Here is a 16,726-nt window from a genome sequence, read left to right on the forward strand (position 1 = left end):
TGTTTGATGCACTGCATTTCTTGTACCTTTGTATTATGCCCTGGGCTGCCGCGTCAATGCATGTCCCATGGACTGGGGAACTCCCCCCGCTCAAAGTATGAGAGCGGATTCCTCTGTGAGAAAATCCGCCCTTTCCATACTTTTTGCCGCTGTCAAAAGCTTTTCTGCAGCATGTATCTTATTCCTCTGCAGCTCTCGCTGCCACTTCCCTCTCCTGTACATCAGACGGAGCCTGCTCGTAACGCGCAAACTCGTAAGCATAGACGCCGCTTCCTCCCGTCATGGAACGCAGGTCTGTAGAATATCCGAAGATCTCAGTCATAGGCACATCCGCCACAACCTCCTGCTTTCCGCCGGCTACCGGGTTCATGCCCAGTACGCGGCCGCGGCGCTTATTCAAATCACCCATAACGTCGCCCGTATACTTGTCGGGAACTGTTACGGTCATAGAGCAGATAGGCTCCAAAAGCACCGGGCCGGCATCCATAAAGCCCTTCTTAAATGCCTGGATGGTAGCCGTCTTAAACGCCATCTCGGAGGAGTCTACCGGATGGTAGGATCCGTCGTAGAGCACTGCCTTCACGCCCACAACGGGATATCCGGCCAAGGGTCCCTTGATAACGGATTCCTGAACGCCCTTTTCCACTGCGGGGAAATAGTTCTTGGGAACTGCTCCGCCTACTACGATCTGGTCAAACACATAAGCAGATTCCAGATCTCCGGAGGGCTCAAAGGTTATCTTTACATGGCCGTACTGTCCGTGTCCGCCGGACTGCTTCTTATACTTAGAATCCACATCGGATTTCTTACGGATGGTCTCACGGAAGGCAACCTTGGGACGGCTCAGTTCCACGGCAACCTTGAACTTCTCCTCCAGCTTGCTCACAACTACGTCCAGGTGCTGATCGCCCATGCCGTAAAGCAGCGTCTGGCGGTTCTCGGAATCGTTGACTGCCTTAAGGGTCAGATCCTCCTCCATCATCTTGGTAAGAGCCTGGGAAATTTTATCCTCATCTCCCTTATTCTTTGCCTTATAGCACATATATGTATAGGGCTTGGAAACCTCGGTTCTTCCGAATGCCACCGGCACAGCCTTGGTAGAAAGAGTATCTCCCGTCTTGGTACTGTTCAGCTTTCCGATGGCGCCGATATCGCCCGCATGAAGCTCGGTAACCTCGATGGGCTTACTGCCCTGCATCACATAAAGCTTGCTCAGCTTCTCCTCTGCTTCCTTATCCTGGTTGTAGAGGGTATCATCGGACTTAATAACACCGGAGGACACCTTAATCAGAGAGTATTTTCCAATAAAGGGATCCACGATGGTCTTAAATACATAAGCGGATTTTGCCTTGGAGAAATCATAGTTTGCCTCGAAAATCTCGTTGGTCTTGGTGTTGATGCCGTTGCAGGCCTTCTTATCCGGGCTTGGGAACAGCTCAACAATGTCGTTCATCAGATTGTGGATGTTCCGAAGCTCCGCACTGGATCCCATGGAAACGGGAATCACAGAGCCGTCGCCCACATTGAACTTCATGGCTGCACGAATCTCACTGACGGTAAATTCCTCACCGTTGAAATAGCGCTCCATAAATTCATCGGAGGTCTCCGCTACTGCGTCCAGAAGGGCCTCCCGGCAGATTGCAAGATTTTCCTTGGAGTATTCCGGAATGTCGCAGGGCTCGCGCTTTCCGATATCTGTGAACCGGCGGCCTTCCATCTTGCATACATTGATATAACCTACAAACTTCTCGTCCTCACGGATAGGCTGATAGAAGGGAGCAATCCTCTTACCGTAGCGCTCAGTTAAGTCCTCCACAACCTGACGGAAGGATGCATGGTCTACGTCCATCTCGGTCACAAAGAACATCCGGGGCAGCTTGTACTTTTCACACATCTCCCAGGCCTTCTCCGTTCCTACTTCTACGCCGGCCTTGCCGGATACCACGATGATCGCAGCGTCCGCAGCTGCAACTGCCTCCTCTGCCTCTCCCACAAAGTCAAAATATCCCGGCGCGTCTAAAATATTTATTTTGCAGTCCTGCCAAATCAGCGGAATCACGGAAGTGCTGATTGAGAACTTTCTCTTAATCTCTTCCTTATCATAATCACTGATGGTATTCCCATCGGTTACCTTACCGATTCGGGTCGTAAGCCCGGATACATACGCCATGGCTTCCACCAGACTGGTTTTGCCGCAGCCGCCGTGTCCCAGGAGCACTACGTTCCGAATCTTGTCAGTTGTGTAAATGTTCATGCCTTATCCTCCAATATTTTTTTGCGCCTCCGTGCCTCGTTTCCACCCCGGAGACTGCCATGTATATATTCTACTAAAAATCAAAGGAAAGTTCAAGTGTTTTATACAAATCGACAGACGAAAGCCTGGGATGCAAGCGCCTTATTTATGGAATAGACAATTCCTTTGCATACTGAAAAGAAATAACAGCTCTTGAAGCTGTTTTTACATAGGCTGTTTCCATATGCATAGCATGAATAATCGTATCCTTGGTACAGCTTCCAAAAACACGAATAATTTCATCAAGGATATCCATATCTTCTTTGGAAAGAGACTGATATTGTTCATTTACTGATTTTTTAAAATAGTACCCTGTGCCATCCCCCAGTTCAACCTCATCATAATCAACACCGTAAAGATCAATGATGGAATCATGGGCAATGGGAACTGCCCCCATTGGAAGGGCCTGGTAGATAAGGCCTGTTATCGCATGGCCTCTGCGCTTAAATGAAAGTGTATCCGAATACCACAAAAGCTTCATAAGCTTTACCTTGTAAAGCTTGATTACCTGCGGCGCATTGGAAAAATAGCGGATAACATCAACTACTTTATCAAGAGAAAGCCGCACATTCCCACTATATTCAAAATTATCGGAAAATCTTGCATATTGGGCAAAAATTGCCTTTCGAAGATACTGATCCCGTTCCTGCTCAAAAATGCGTATCGCTTTAGTCCTATATTTTGCATAAGAAGATTCCGTAAAAGACTCCTTCACCAGATCCAGCAAGGCCAGAAACCATTCCGGATCATCCCTAAGCTTTTTTAAGATCGTATCATGGGCCGCATCCTGTACCTGATGCCCTTCATATCTGGTAATTGTCTTTTTGCCCCATCCAAGCAAAAGGCTGAGATCACTCTGGCTAATCCCATATTTTTCACGAATAGCTGAAATGTCCTTTGAAGTCAGAAGCCTCTGCTTTTGCCGGTATGCATCTTTCATGGAAATATCATTGGCGCACATCTGTATTTCATCCGCATAATATTCTTCCGTTCTGCTGCAATAATAATACTCTGCCGGAAATTCTACGGAAACACCTTTAAAAATGTTTTTGTCTATATAACTTACCATCTCTACTTCATGCTCTTCCATGCAGCTTAAACAAAGCATCTTTTTTCGATTCAGCAATTTCCTGTTCATGATTTCACCGCTTTCTTATTCCTGCTCATTATTCACTTCAACGGTTGAAGAGATATTGCCGGTATGATCTCCATAAGGAAACATCTCTGGAGTAAAAGCTTGTGCCGCAAAATGAAAAGACATAATAAAGGTTGTATGCCTGCCATATGCCGCCAGCAGTTCTACTCTTATCTTAATATACACATCCTTGGTGCCATTGTATACTTTTCCGAATTCACGCATTTCGCTTCTCTTTGGAAACCGCAAATCTTTTACAGTGCGCATATATTCCTTTACCGTTAAAGTCTGCAATTCTCTGCGCAATGCATCTACCGGATTCTCACCGGGAAATAATTCTGCAACTGTATATGCATTTGTATAGCGTATATCCCGCTTCTGATCAATCTGGCGCATCTCCTGAAATGCAATCTGGGCATCATGCTCCAGGGCATATTTCAAATTTTGTAAATAAGCGCGAACCTCTGGTTCACTCTCAACTCTCTCCTTTCCATCTGCCAACTCTGTACTCCTCTATTCCGGTATCATTTGATACCATTTTACACTTATCAAAAAATAATGTCAACTATTCGCCAGAAAATTATCTCTGTCTCAATCGAAATACATATGATAAACTTCCTCCAGCCGCCTTCTCTGGGCTCCTTTGAGCGTCTGGCCGTAAATCTGCTCCGCCAGGGTTAAGGCCTGCTCATAGTAAGCCTCCTGCTGTCCCCGGTCGGTTTCCTGGGAAATCTGCTGGATCAAGGCTTCAATGCGGTCTGCCAGGGCGTGATCGTCCCGGTAATTCTGTATCGTATAGCCTGGCGAAAGAACCTCGGATCCGTCCCGTCCCGGATAATACTTCTCATCGCCGTTCGCAATCCCCGCGGCGGTCTCAAAGCGCTCCTGCTCTGTCCCCTCCACAAGCGCCTCCATGGCATCCTTCCAAATCTGGGCCGGATAGCTTCCTCCGTAGAGATTGCTAAGCTCCCTTGGCATATCGTAGCCCACCCAGACTGCCATGGCATAGTCCGGGGTGCTTCCCACAAACCATCCGTCCTTGCTGTTGTTGGTAGTGCCTGTCTTTCCGGCGGCCTCCACGGTGCTCTTCCAGCCCATTTTTCTTGCAGTGCCCTTTTTGATCACGCCTTTTAAAATATCGATCATCAGATCTGCCTGCTCAGCCCCATACACCTGCCTGATCTCATAAGGCTCGTAAAGCTCCTCCCCATATTTATCTAAAATAGACACAATACAGTCTGTCTGCTGAAACTGGCCGTGATTTGCCACACAGGAGTAGGCATTTGCCATCTCTACGGTCGTAGTCCCGTAGGTAAATCCGCCTAAAGAGGAAGCCGGGTAATAGTCATCCGGCACAATCCGGTTAAAGCTCATATTCTGGAGATAGGACAAGCCTTCCTTAGGCGTGATTTCACAGAAAAGCCGCCAGGCCGCACCGTTTTTTGAGCTTTCCACCGCGGCGCGCAAAGTAATCTTGGCGCCGTACATTTCAAGAACCTTCTCCGGCTCCTCCTTTGCCTTTTCCACGTCAATGTCCGTTAAAACAGAACGATCTGTATACCCCCGCTCCAAAGCCGGAAGATAGACAATCAACGGTTTAATGGAGCTTCCCGGCTGACGGTAGGACTGGTAGGCCCTGTTTAAGGTATAAGTGCCGCCACCCTGGGTTCTCCCTCCCACAATCGCCTCTACCTTGCCGGTTTCATTGTTGATCACCGTGGCGGCTCCCTGGAGGGCAAACTGGCCGTTTTCCGCTTTCTCCTCGTCAAAGGCAAGGGCATTGTCTACACTCATCTGAAGGAGCTCTTGCTTTTCCTTATTTAATGTGGTTTTTATTACATAGCCTCCTGTATACAATTCTGCCCGAATCCGCTCGTAGGCTTGATTGTAGGTCTCCATATAGAAGTTATAATCCTCCATGGCTGCAAAGGAATAGCGGAACAAAAAGCCGTCAAGCTTCATCAGGTAGCGCACGGCGCAGTCAATGGCATAGGTAGTCTCATAATCTTTGATCTCAATCGGCTTCTTTTCATTGAGAACCAGGTCCTCCCGGAGGGCCTGGATGCGCTGGGTCTCCGTGATCATCTCACATTCCTGCATGTCCTTTAGAACCTTATCCCGTCTGGGAATTGCGTTGCTTTTGTTCTTCAGCGGATCGTAGTAGGAGGGCGAATTGGGAATGGCGCACAAATAGGCTGTCTCATTTAAAGACAGCTCGCAGGCCGGTTTGTTGAAATAAAATTGTGCCGCCGCCTCTATGCCGTAGCAGTTATTTGCAAAATAAATGTTGTTGATGTAGAATTCTATAATTTCTTCCTTGGAATACTTTTTTTCTACCTCCAGGGCATAGCAGATCTCCTTGATTTTTCGCTCCAGGGTAACTTCCTTTGTGATAAATACGTTCCGCACAAGCTGCTGGGTGATGGTGCTGGCTCCGTGAACCCTCTCGCCTCCGGAGGTGACAAACTCAATCCCAACCCGGACAATGCCCTTTAAATCAATGCCCTTATGCTCCCAAAAGCTCCGATCCTCCACAGCAATAAAGGCATTCACTACATTTTCCGGGATCTCATCGAAGGTCAAGTAAATCTTGCTTCCATTTCCCGACAGCTCAGTGAGCAGACCCCCCTCGTCGTCGTAGAAATAACTGGTCAGGTTCCGCTTAAAAGTATTGCTGTTTGACTCCTCCACAGCGCGCGCAGCCTCCAGGCTGTATTCCTCATACAAAGGGTAGACCTTGTAAATTACGGCGCCGCCCAGGACAAGGAGGGCTGTGACGGTTAGAATGATTAGGATTTTAAAGATTCTTTTTATTACTTTCATAGAGTTGTTCCATCTTCATGCTTCTTAATAGAGTATGCAGTTATTTTATATTACTTTCTCCATTTGGTAAAGGGGATCGCCCTACCAAAAAAATATATTTTTCTTTGGAATATCTGTTAATGTTCTATGATTCCTCATTTGTTACTTGGCACGGATCGAACAGTAACTCTCACTTTTCAATTTCATCGCTTTAAAGCAAAAGAGTATTGACATTCCCATAAAAAAATCGTAAACTGATACTTGTTTGTGTGCTGCAAAGAGAATTGAAAGAAATGAGGCATTTTTTATGATTATTGTAATGAAACCAAAAGCTCCCAAGGCTTCCATTGAACATGTAATGGAAATCATTCGTGAAAACGGCCTGGAAACCCATCTGTCAGAAGGTAAGCAGGTTACGATTATTGGTGTCGTGGGAGACAAGACCCGTCTGAACCTCTCCAATCTGGAAATTGCGCCGGATGTAGATAAAATCGTTCCCATTACGGAAAGCTATAAACTCAGCAACCGCAAATTCCACCCGGATCCCACCTCCGTCCAGGTAGGGAATACCTTTATCGGCCCGGGCCATCTGGCCCTCATGGCCGGCCCCTGCGCCATCGAATCGGAGGAGCAGCTGCTCCTGATTGCAAAATCTGTCAAAAAAGCCGGCGCTTCCTTCCTGCGAGGCGGCGCCTACAAGCCTCGTACCTCTCCTTATTCTTTTCAAGGCCTTGAGGAGGAAGGCCTGCGGTATATGAAAAAGGCCCAGGAGGAAACGGGTCTTGCCACTGTCTGCGAGGTTATCAGCGAATCCTCCATTGAGGCGGCTGTCAAATACGTGGATATGCTCCAAATCGGCGCCCGGAATATGCAGAACTTCCAGCTTCTCCGGGAAGCCGGGCAGTCCGGGCTTCCGGTTCTCTTAAAACGCGGGCTCTCTTCTACTATTGATGAATGGCTCAATGCGGCAGAGTACATCATTGCCGAGGGCAACCGGAATGTCGTTCTGTGCGAGCGCGGCATCCGCACCTATGAGACGGCCACACGCAATACCCTGGACATCAGCGCCGTTCCGGTGCTGAAATCCAAGTCCCATCTGCCGGTAATCGTAGACCCAAGCCACGCTTCCGGTGTCCGGGCCTATGTGGCGCCCCTTGCAAAATGCGCAGTAGCCGCAGGAGCGGACGGCCTGATGATCGAGGTACATAACAACCCGGCCTGCGCCCTCTCCGACGGGCCCCAATCCCTGACCTTTGCCCAGTTTGACGAGCTTGCAAAAGAACTAAAGGCCTATGCAGCCCTTTCCGGCAGAAGCTTTTAAGTTTTTGGGAGGATTGGAAGAGATGTTACGGTACTAGAATAGGAGAGCAAAAATATGAAGATAGAAACCGTAGGGTTTGTAGGTCTTGGGCTGATCGGCGGTTCCATCGCCAAAGCCATTAAGGCTTTCCACCCGGAAATTCAGATCATGGCTTATATGCGGACCACGGACACGCTGATTGAGGCGGCCAACGAAGGAACCGTGGACATTGCCTGCACTGGGGTAGACGGCCAGTTTGCCGCCTGCGACTGCATTTTCCTCTGCGCCCCTGTTTCTACCAATGCTATGTATCTGGAACGGCTAAAGCCTGTGATCAAAACAGATTGTATTCTTACGGATGTGGGAAGCACGAAGACCGACATCCATGAGCGCGTGACGGCGCTTGATTTGGAGGAGCATTTTATCGGCGGCCATCCCATGGCCGGGTCGGAGAAAACGGGCTATGCCAATGCCAAGCCCCATCTCATTGAGAATGCTTACTATATTATTACCCCCTCCGCCCGGGTTCCTAAGGAAGCGGTGGATGTGTTTGTGCCTTTTATTGCCTCCTTGAAGGCTCTGCCCCTGGTGCTTGATTACCGCCGGCACGACTTTATTACGGCCTCTGTAAGCCACCTGCCCCATCTGATCGCCTCTTCCCTGGTGAATCTGGTGCAGGAGCTTGACAGCACAGACGCCTTAATGAAACGCATTGCCGCAGGCGGATTCAAGGATATTACCCGTATCGCCTCCTCCTCGCCGGAAATGTGGGAGCAAATCTGTACGACAAATAAAGAAAATCTCATACAGGTTCTCGACTGCTATCTCACACAGCTTGCCGCGGTGAAAAAACAGCTGGAGGAACAGGACAGCGACGGACTTTACCGATTTTTTGAAACCTCCAGAAATTACCGGAATTCCATTCCCGATTCCTCTGCCGGGCCGATCAAAAAAATGTACGCCTTTTACTGCGACATGGTAGATGAGGCCGGCGGCGTTGCAGTTCTCTCAACCATCCTGGCAGCAGGCGGCGTCAGTTTGAAAAATATCGGGATTATTCACAACCGGGAGTTTGAAGAGGCCGTGCTGAAGGTAGAGCTTTACGACGAGGCTTCCTATGAAAAGGCGATTGCCCTCCTTCGGAAATACCGGTATACCATATATGAGCGTTGAAACTGAATCTTACGGAACTTGAAACAGTAATATCCCTCAAAGTGCACAAATCAATTTTCAGACGCATGTTTTTGCGGCTGGAAATTGATTTCATACTCGTGTACTTTGAGGGATATTACGGAACTAGGATCAGTAAGTGCCTTCCAGTGCACAAATCGATTTACAGACGCATGTTTTTTGCGGCTGGAAATTGATTTCATATCCCGTGTACTGGAAGACACTTACGGAACTATAAATAGGAGCAGAAAATGATATTTACGCGTAAAAAGAATCTAAAAGGTGAACTCACCGTCCCCGGCGACAAATCTATCTCCCACCGGGCCGTCATGTTCGGCGCCCTGGCTGAAGGGCTTACGGAAGTCGAAGGCTTCCTTCCGGGCGCTGACTGCCTTTCTACCATCGACTGCTTCCGCCGGATGGGCATTCTGGTTGAAGAACAGGGGAAGGAAAGGCTTCTGATTCACGGAAGGGGACTGCATGGGCTTAAAAAGCCCCAGGATATTCTGGATGCAGGCAACAGCGGCACTACGACACGGCTGATCTCCGGCATCTTGAGCGGCCAGGACTTTGAAACCACCCTCACCGGAGACGCCTCCATTCAGAAACGCCCCATGGGCCGCATTATGGAACCCCTCACTTTGATGGGAGCCTCCATAGAAAGTCTGAAAGGAAACGGCTGCGCACCTCTGCGGATTCAAGGCCGTCCTCTTCACGGCATTCACTATACCACAAAGGTTGCCTCTGCCCAGGTGAAATCTGCCATTCTCCTGGCCGGCTTGTATGGGGACGGCCCCACAAGTGTCACGGAGCCTGCCCTTTCCCGCAATCATACGGAGCTGATGCTCCGCTCTTTTGGCGCCAGTGTTGAGACGGACGGAACAACGGCTTCCATAAAACCTCAGCCGCGCCTTACGGGGCAGAAGGTTTGTGTGCCCGGCGATATTTCTTCCGCCGCCTATTTTCTTGCCGCCGGATGTATCACCCCCGGTTCTGAGCTTTTGATTCAAAATGTAGGCGTCAATCCCACCCGGGACGGCATTCTGCGTGTTTTAAAAAGGATGGGGGCGGATGTGGCTGTTTTCCCGGCAGACAACAGTGACGGGGAGCCTGTGGCGGATCTTCTGGTCAAAACCTCCCGTTTACAGGGCTGTATTCTGGAAGGGGATCTGATTCCTGCCCTGATTGATGAGATTCCGGTAATTGCGGTGATGGCCTGTTTTGCGGAAGGAAGAACGGTTATTCGGAATGCTGCGGAACTGAAGGTGAAAGAATCCAACCGGATTGACGTTATGGTAAAGAATCTGTCCGCTATGGGCGCGCATATCACAGCCACAGAGGACGGAATGATCATTGAGGGCGGCTATCCCTTGCATGGAGCTGTCATTGACAGCCGCCTGGATCACCGGATTGCCATGTCCTTTGCCATTGCAGGGCTGAATGCAGACGGAGAAACTAAGATTCTTGGCGCAGAGTGTGTGAATATCTCTTATCCCGGGTTTTATAGGGATTTGGATGTCATTGGATAAACATCGCATCCCCAAAAGAAAAGAACCGGTACCGCTCCTTTACCGCCTCCTCATAAGCCGCCATCACCTGCTCCTTTCCGGAAAAGGCTGACACAAGCATCAAAAGGGTGGATTCCGGCAGATGAAAGTTGGTGATCAGAGCATCCATCAGCTTAAATCCATAGCCTGGATAAATGAAAATATCTGTCCAGCCGCTGCCTGCGTGAAGTACCCCCTTCTCATCTGCCGCCGATTCCAGAGTCCGGCAGCTTGTGGTTCCCACGCAGATTACCCGGCCTCCCGCTCCCTTTGTCTCGTTGATCAGCCGGGCCTGCTCCTCTTCTATCATATAAAATTCCGAATGCATATGATGCTGGGCCACATCCTCCACCTTCACCGGACGGAAGGTGCCAAGCCCCACATGAAGAGTTACATGGGCAAGCTTTACGCCCTTTTCCTTAATCGCTTCCAGAAGCTCCGGCGTAAAATGAAGCCCAGCCGTAGGAGCCGCAGCCGATCCCTCATGCCTGGCATAAACAGTCTGATACCGGTTTTTATCCTTTAATTGATGGGTGATATAGGGCGGCAGAGGCATCTGTCCCAGCCTGTCCAGGATTTCCTCAAAAATCCCCTCATAAGTAAAGCGGATACGGCGGTTCCCTTCCTCCACCACCTCCAGCACTTCCCCTGTAAGAAGCCCTTCTCCGAAGGAAATTCGCACTCCCGGCCGCGCCTTCTTTCCCGGCTTAACCAAGGTTTCCCATACATTATCCTCACAGCGCTTTAGAAGCAGAACCTCGATGCCTGCCCCCGTTCCTTCCTTTACGCCCATAAGCCGGGCCGGGATCACCTTAGTATTATTTACCACCAGGCAGTCCCCTGGATGCAGAAAATCAACAATCTCCCGGAATACCCGGTGCTCCCTCTCTCCCGTCTTGCGGTCCAGAACCAGAAGCCTGGAACTGCTCCGCTCCTCCAAAGGATCCTGTGCAATCAATTCCTGGGGTAAATCATAATAAAAATCACTCGTTTTCATTGGAACGCTTCCTTACATATATTTTTTCTTTTTAAAGTAGAATAGAATTCCTGCCACCACGGTAATGCTGAGCACAATCACATACACATAGCCAAACCTCCAGACAAGCTCCGGCATATTGGTAAAGTTCATGCCGTACCACCCTGCAATCAGCGTCAAGGGCTGGAAAATAATGGTCACAATGGTGAACAGCTTCATGGTATTATTGAGATTGTAATTGAGGGTGGCATCTAAAGCCTCTCTCAAGTGAATCAGATTGTCGCAGAGCAGCTGGGTATTGTTGCTCAGCCGCTCGGATTTGTCCGTGAAAATCTTAAAGTAGCGCAGATCCTCTTCCTCAAATAGATCATTTTCATTTTCCTGGAGGGCCTCCCCGATGTCAATCAGCTGATCGTAATAATTCTTCAAGGTAGACAGGCGGTTTCGAAGATCAAAAATCTCTTTGTTCAGATCCTCGTCGATCTTGCCGTTGACCACCTCACGCTCCATGGCAATGATCTGCCGCTCTGTCATGACGAGTCCCCGGTTGCCGCTGGATAAGAGCCGCTCCAGCACGCCGTAGATCACTTTCTCCATAGTAGCATTCTGACGGAAACGCCCGATGGCGTCCTGAAACATCTGGCGGATGCTGTCGCCCTTATCAATGATTTTCACTATAATAAACAGATTTTTTTTAATAAAAAAACCGATCCGGTTCCGCTTGCTGCTTAAGTTCAGAATATCCACAATGTTGATCATGCCGAAGCTGAATTCATCGTACACATCGATGCTTGTCCGAAAATGGGTAAAATCGGTCATGCAGTCCTTCACCGCTACCTCAGACAGGCCCAGCTTGTCATAGCATTTGCGCAGCTCCTCCAGGGTCAGATAGCCTACGCAGATATCATGGCTGTCAATCTGCTCCAGAGCGACCTCCCGGATTTCCTTCTCATGTATGGAATAAAACATTCTGCCAAGCCCCCTCTCTTTTGTCTTATAACGGAAAGCATAATTTATTCTATCACGGACAAATATCCGGTGTCACGTTTATTTTTCCGTTTTGGTTTTTTTCTCTTCGTGGAGCAGGCTCCGGTAACGGCTGACCATACGGAACTGTTCTTCAAAGTAGGAATTGATCTCCGCTCCCAGAAGTATGATGTACATGCAGAAATACAGCCACAGCATTACCAGGATAATCGTTGTCAGGCTTCCGTACATATTGCTGAGTCCCGGCGTATACGTCACGTAAAGGGAAAATCCGATGGAAAAGAGATACCAGCAGACAGAGGAAAATACAGCTCCCGGGGCCTGGCTCAAAAGCTTTGCCTTCCGATTGGGCACAAATTTGTAGAGGAGCATAAACACCAGCGTCAGAAATGCAATGGAAACCACATCCTTTAACCGCAGAATCATGCCCGTAATCACAGCCAGAAAAGGCATATGCACCATAGCCGCCTGGTGGATGGAATTTCCGAATACCAGAACCACCAGGGACAAAATAATGGAAATCACAAAGATAAGGGTGTAAATGGCAGAGCGGAACCGCAGAACAATATAATTCCGCAATTCCTCCACATCATACACGGAATTCATGCCCCGCATCAGAGCCAGAAAACCCTTTCCGGCAGACCAGGCCGCCGTAATCGCAGAAAGGGATACGGTTACCGCTGTCTTACTGTAGACCTCGTTGATAATATCTATCACAAACCCATTCATACTGTCGGGAAAAATCACCTGCGCCGCCCCATAGATATCCGCCCGGGTCAGTGTCGTATACTGAATCAGCGTCAGCAGCAGAATGATAAACGGGATAAAGGAAAGCATAATAAAGTAGGCGCTCTGTGCCGCATAAGCGCCTACGTGATCCTCATTCATGGCCTTTAAAAAGCCCCTTACCAGTTTTATGATTTTCTGAATCAGTTTCATTCTATTCCCTCTATGTCTGTCTTTTAAAACTATCCTGGATATCTTATCATAAAGTATGAATCGCCGTCAATTCCACGTCCGTATAAAAGAAACGGAGTATTTCCTCAAAGCTTTTTCCCTGTTCCGCCATTCCGTTCGCGCCGTTCTGGCTCATCCCTACTCCGTGCCCATAGCCGCCTCCCTGGAAGCGGAAACCGGACAGGGCTCCTTCCTCGTCGAATACCGGGGTGACGATCAGATAAGCGCTGGGAAGCAGGGTTCCTCCCTCTGCCGTGGTTCCGTCCTGCCGGACAATGACGCCGCCCTTTACATTTAAAAGGGCTCTCACATTGTACTCCGTGGCAATCTCGATAGTCCGGCGGCTTCCGCTGATGCGCATGCGCTGGACGGCTCCTCCCTCATTTCGCTCCAGAATCTCGATTTCCTTTATGGTTCCGATGGTCTCCACGGGCCTGCTTACAAAATTCCGCCCCCGTTTTGTCCGGACGGCCTCTGGGTTTGCTTCATAACGGCTCTTAAGGACTTCATTCAGGTTATCAGAGAGGGTTTCCACGTCAATTTCCGTCTCCCACCGATACCAGCTTACCTTGCGGTCATAACAGGTGTCATCTGTTTCAAGAATAAACGCTGTGAAAACTTCCTCATCTGTCATATCCAGGCATTCGCCTGCCTCGTTGACGGTCTTTCCTCTTAAGTAGGGGGTCATCTCCGAAGATCCCTCCCACCAGACCTCTTCGTTTCCCGTATAGCCGCAGGAGGTGGAAAAGTAATATGCCGTAATGGGCTGTCCCTGACTTGTCAAAATCAGATCTGCCGTCTCCTCCACGGCCTGAGTGGTGCTTTCTGCCGGGCTGGTGTTGTTGTATACCTGGTAGCGGACGCTGTCGTCCACATGGGCTTCGTAGTCGGGATAACCATAGGACTGCAGGTGCTTGTAGGCGTAGGTTCTGGCACAGACAGCCTGAGCCTTCAGCGCTTCCTGAGAATAACGGGAAGGCATTTCGCTTGGCACTACATAGTTGAGGTAGGTCTCCAGGGGCAGCTCATTGACCAGCACAAAGCCTCCTTCCACCGGCCAGATCTCCAGGGTTCCTTCGTAGGAGGGCGCTCCGTATCCCCGGTTTATGCTGGCCACCGAGACAGGCTCTGCCTGCCCCTCTTCTCTGTTTCGAATCACAAAGCAGGCCGGAGCCTCTGCCAGAAGCTCGCCGTTTAGAAACAGGCTTTCCTCCTCTCTGGAAAAGGTCAGTTCCACACCGCTGCCGTACTCCGTCTCCAGGCTTTCGTTTTCATCCGTTCCTTTCCCCAGAACCACAAGCTCCTGGCCGCAGGCCAGCTTTACCGTCTCATGGATTTCGCTTTCAAAACCGTCTGTTTTTAAAAGCACCCGGATGCTGCCGTTGTAAACCGGCGTCTTTCTCTCCTGCTCCTTCTCTTCCTCTGGCTCCGTCTCGGGCGCCTCTTCCTCCTGCGTGGGCGGTTCTGTTTTTTCCGGCTGCTTTTGGGGTTCCTCTTTTGTCTTGACCAGAAGCACGGCCAGGATCAGTATTCCAATGGCTAACAGGTACAGCTTTGTTTTCAGCATGGGATCGATCTGTTTTCTCATCTTAACCTGTCCTTAAAAATCATTCTTATCTTTTACTTTATTCTCAAGGGGCTGTATTTAGAAGCTTTTCCAGGAATGTCATGCCGCAAAAAAGCAGCCGCATTACGGCTGCTTTTCTTTAAGTAAACCCAAAATGCCGTCTCCGCAATTTTGACGCCTAGCAGAGCTAGGTGGGTAACCTCAACAGCCCTTCTGCCTTCCACTGCAAACGGAGGCCTGACATCCGAACTGCGATTTTGGAATCCCATGAACGTAAATGTAGGTTCAAAATAGCGGCTCAACGAACACCCCAGGATTTACTTTCTTATCTTTTGTCATTATACCCTATTCTATGCCTCTTGGCAACTAGAAAATTCAAACATAAAATTCATGTCCATGGTAGGCAAACAACAGCGTCAGACTGTTGCGGAACCATTGAAGATTTTCCGGATTTGCATAGGCCGGCGCCACAAAGTACAGGGCGCCCTGTGAGGGATCCTCGCCGCAGAGGGCGCGCTCCACGGCCTCTCTGGTGGTATCGGATACCCGTACCCGTTCAATCTTTCCGGTGGCTACCGGGGAGAACTGGGCTCTTCCGCCTTTTGTCTGATAGACGACTCCTTCTATGGTACTGGGAAATGCGCCGCTTTTGACCCGGTTTAATACCACATTGGCTACCAGCATCCTTCCGGTTACATCCTCGCCGGAGGCCTCTGCTTCCACGATTTTTAAAAGGGCCGCATAGTCGGCTTCCGATACCTCATAGATCCATCCCTCGTTTCCGAAGGGCTGTACCTCTTCTGCAAGTGCATTTTCTGCTTCCGCACTCAATGCTTCGGCTTCCTCTTTCTCTGCCGCCTTTCGTTCTTCCTCCTTAGCAGCTTCCTCTATCGCTCTTTGTTCCTCCTCTTCTGCTGCTCTCTCTTCTGCCTCCTTTCGCTCCTTTTCTGCCTGCTCGGCTGCCTGCCTTGCAAGCTCTTTTTCTATCTCCTGTTCCTCTTGGATTCTTATAAGCTCGCTTTCTCCCGCTTCTAACCACTCACCGCCTGTTACCTGAAAGCTGATGCAGGCGACTGTTTCGCTTTTGTAAGAGATGTTATTCATTGCTTCTACTTCTTTCGTATCGGCAGTTACCATAAGCAGGGCTCCCGCCAATCCCAGCACAATTGCACAATCTCTTAACTTGTTCATAATACCATATTATAAAAAGCTTCCGCCTGTCCGTCAACCGTACATCCATAATTTCATTACTGTTTTTGTAAATTAATTACATTTTTATCCATTTATGAGTTTATTACGGTGATTGTGGACAAATTTTCTTATAAATGTCTGCGTATTATTAGAAGTTTTTCCGGTTCTAAGCTGCATATAATAATTGCGGATATGTTACACTGATATTAGTTTTTTTTAATATTTATGAAATATATAAGGAGATTACCATGAAAATCAGAGAAGGTACGAATCTGCTTTTAGGAATTCTTTTTACGATTGTTGCCGGAGTTCTTCTGCATTTTGCTTATGAATGGAGTATGGAAAACCCCTTTGTGGCTCTGTTTGCTCCGGTGAATGAATCGGTGTGGGAGCATCTGAAAATGCTGTTTTTCCCGGTTTTTCTATATACGCTTTTTGAGGTGATTGTGCTTTTTAAGACTTCGGGAAGGTTTCTTACTTCGCGGATTGCCGGGGTGCTTTTGGGAATGTTTTTTATTGTGGCGGCTTTTTTTACTTATACGGGGATCAGTGGGAAGGATTTTCTGGCGGCTGATATTTTGATCTTTGTGTTTAGTGTGTTGGTTACTTTTTTGTGTTCGCGGTATTTTGAGGTGCAGTGCCCGGGGATGCATCTGCCGCTTTTGGCGAATTATGCGCTTTTGCTGCTGCTGGTGATTTGCTTTTTTTCTTTTACTTTTAGTCCGCCGGGGCTGCCTATGTTTTATACGGTGTGAGGGGGGGACGCAAAATAAGGCGGCAGGCTTTTCCGTATTCCGTGTT

Annotated in this window: 13 protein-coding genes and 1 other RNA gene; 4 read left to right on the top strand and 10 right to left on the bottom strand. The window is 48.9% G+C overall.

Annotation, left to right across the window (positions count from 1 at the left end; genetic code table 11):
• Nucleotides 1-178: 178 nt before the first annotated feature.
• From VV089_RS07805 to VV089_RS07820, 4 genes are all read right to left on the bottom strand, one after another.
• The gene (locus tag VV089_RS07805; RefSeq protein WP_334335502.1) at nt 179-2,254 is read right to left on the bottom strand and encodes an elongation factor G; all 2,076 of its coding nucleotides are present in this window, start codon (nt 2,252-2,254) and stop codon (nt 179-181) included.
• Nucleotides 2,255-2,399: 145 nt separating this feature from the next.
• Complete coding sequence (locus VV089_RS07810) at nt 2,400-3,431, bottom strand: type II TA system antitoxin MqsA family protein (RefSeq protein WP_334335503.1); 1,032 nt, start codon at nt 3,429-3,431, stop codon at nt 2,400-2,402.
• Between the two features lie 15 nt (nt 3,432-3,446).
• Nucleotides 3,447-3,929 carry a hypothetical protein gene (locus VV089_RS07815; RefSeq protein WP_172541785.1) on the bottom strand — a complete coding sequence of 161 codons (483 nt, stop codon included), beginning with the start codon at nt 3,927-3,929 and terminating at the stop codon, nt 3,447-3,449.
• Nucleotides 3,930-4,019: 90 nt separating this feature from the next.
• On the bottom strand, nt 4,020-6,251 hold the full coding sequence (locus VV089_RS07820) for a transglycosylase domain-containing protein (RefSeq protein WP_334335504.1): 2,232 nt from the start codon (nt 6,249-6,251) through the stop codon (nt 4,020-4,022).
• A 286-nt stretch (nt 6,252-6,537) separates the two neighbouring features.
• Here VV089_RS07820 and aroF point away from each other — a divergent pair, with 286 nt between their 5' ends.
• The 3 genes from aroF (at nt 6,538) to aroA (ending at nt 10,229) form a co-directional block, all read left to right on the top strand.
• The gene (gene aroF / locus VV089_RS07825) at nt 6,538-7,551 is read left to right on the top strand and encodes a 3-deoxy-7-phosphoheptulonate synthase (protein WP_334335505.1); all 1,014 of its coding nucleotides are present in this window, start codon (nt 6,538-6,540) and stop codon (nt 7,549-7,551) included.
• A gap of 54 nt (nt 7,552-7,605) precedes the next feature.
• Nucleotides 7,606-8,703, top strand: a complete 1,098-nt coding sequence (locus VV089_RS07830; protein WP_334335506.1) for a prephenate dehydrogenase — start codon at nt 7,606-7,608, stop codon at nt 8,701-8,703.
• Nucleotides 8,704-8,951: 248 nt separating this feature from the next.
• On the top strand, nt 8,952-10,229 hold the full coding sequence (gene aroA / locus VV089_RS07835; protein WP_334335507.1) for a 3-phosphoshikimate 1-carboxyvinyltransferase: 1,278 nt from the start codon (nt 8,952-8,954) through the stop codon (nt 10,227-10,229).
• Here the strand turns inward: aroA and queA are convergent.
• From queA to VV089_RS07865, 6 genes are all read right to left on the bottom strand, one after another.
• Complete coding sequence (queA, locus tag VV089_RS07840) at nt 10,219-11,244, bottom strand: tRNA preQ1(34) S-adenosylmethionine ribosyltransferase-isomerase QueA (protein WP_334335508.1); 1,026 nt, start codon at nt 11,242-11,244, stop codon at nt 10,219-10,221. The two genes, aroA and queA, sit on opposite strands and share 11 nt — an antisense overlap.
• Nucleotides 11,245-11,256: 12 nt before the next feature.
• Nucleotides 11,257-12,192 carry a magnesium transporter CorA family protein gene (locus VV089_RS07845; RefSeq protein WP_172540423.1) on the bottom strand — a complete coding sequence of 312 codons (936 nt, stop codon included), beginning with the start codon at nt 12,190-12,192 and terminating at the stop codon, nt 11,257-11,259.
• A 78-nt stretch (nt 12,193-12,270) separates the two neighbouring features.
• Nucleotides 12,271-13,149, bottom strand: a complete 879-nt coding sequence (locus tag VV089_RS07850; RefSeq protein WP_334335509.1) for a YihY/virulence factor BrkB family protein — start codon at nt 13,147-13,149, stop codon at nt 12,271-12,273.
• A 46-nt stretch (nt 13,150-13,195) separates the two neighbouring features.
• Nucleotides 13,196-14,755: a SpoIID/LytB domain-containing protein gene (locus tag VV089_RS07855; protein WP_334335510.1), complete on the bottom strand. Its 1,560-nt coding sequence runs from the start codon at nt 14,753-14,755 to the stop codon at nt 13,196-13,198.
• Nucleotides 14,756-14,876: 121 nt separating this feature from the next.
• Nucleotides 14,877-15,054, bottom strand: a non-coding RNA gene (ssrS, locus tag VV089_RS07860) — 6S RNA.
• 55 nt (nt 15,055-15,109) lie between these two features.
• Nucleotides 15,110-15,925, bottom strand: a complete 816-nt coding sequence (locus VV089_RS07865) for a cell wall hydrolase (RefSeq protein WP_334335511.1) — start codon at nt 15,923-15,925, stop codon at nt 15,110-15,112.
• A gap of 248 nt (nt 15,926-16,173) precedes the next feature.
• Between VV089_RS07865 and VV089_RS07870 the strand changes: the two genes are divergently transcribed.
• Nucleotides 16,174-16,680: a DUF6512 family protein gene (locus VV089_RS07870; protein ID WP_334335512.1), complete on the top strand. Its 507-nt coding sequence runs from the start codon at nt 16,174-16,176 to the stop codon at nt 16,678-16,680.
• Nucleotides 16,681-16,726: the final 46 nt, after the last annotated feature.

The organism is Candidatus Merdisoma sp. JLR.KK011 (assembly GCF_036941125.1).
Classification (GTDB): Bacteria; Bacillota; Clostridia; order Lachnospirales; family Lachnospiraceae; genus Laedolimicola.

What these genes read in the sequence shown, in the direction of transcription:
- VV089_RS07805 (WP_334335502.1), bottom strand. Translation starts at nt 2,254, where the DNA reads ATGAACATTTACACAACTGACAAGATTCGGAACGTAGTGCTCCTGGGA.
- VV089_RS07810 (WP_334335503.1), bottom strand. Translation starts at nt 3,431, where the DNA reads ATGAACAGGAAATTGCTGAATCGAAAAAAGATGCTTTGTTTAAGCTGC.
- VV089_RS07820 (WP_334335504.1), bottom strand. Translation starts at nt 6,251, where the DNA reads ATGAAAGTAATAAAAAGAATCTTTAAAATCCTAATCATTCTAACCGTC.
- aroF (WP_334335505.1), top strand. Translation starts at nt 6,538, where the DNA reads ATGATTATTGTAATGAAACCAAAAGCTCCCAAGGCTTCCATTGAACAT.
- VV089_RS07830 (WP_334335506.1), top strand. Translation starts at nt 7,606, where the DNA reads ATGAAGATAGAAACCGTAGGGTTTGTAGGTCTTGGGCTGATCGGCGGT.
- aroA (WP_334335507.1), top strand. Translation starts at nt 8,952, where the DNA reads ATGATATTTACGCGTAAAAAGAATCTAAAAGGTGAACTCACCGTCCCC.
- queA (WP_334335508.1), bottom strand. Translation starts at nt 11,244, where the DNA reads ATGAAAACGAGTGATTTTTATTATGATTTACCCCAGGAATTGATTGCA.
- VV089_RS07845 (WP_172540423.1), bottom strand. Translation starts at nt 12,192, where the DNA reads ATGTTTTATTCCATACATGAGAAGGAAATCCGGGAGGTCGCTCTGGAG.
- VV089_RS07850 (WP_334335509.1), bottom strand. Translation starts at nt 13,149, where the DNA reads ATGAAACTGATTCAGAAAATCATAAAACTGGTAAGGGGCTTTTTAAAG.
- VV089_RS07855 (WP_334335510.1), bottom strand. Translation starts at nt 14,755, where the DNA reads ATGAGAAAACAGATCGATCCCATGCTGAAAACAAAGCTGTACCTGTTA.
- VV089_RS07865 (WP_334335511.1), bottom strand. Translation starts at nt 15,925, where the DNA reads ATGAACAAGTTAAGAGATTGTGCAATTGTGCTGGGATTGGCGGGAGCC.
- VV089_RS07870 (WP_334335512.1), top strand. Translation starts at nt 16,174, where the DNA reads ATGAAAATCAGAGAAGGTACGAATCTGCTTTTAGGAATTCTTTTTACG.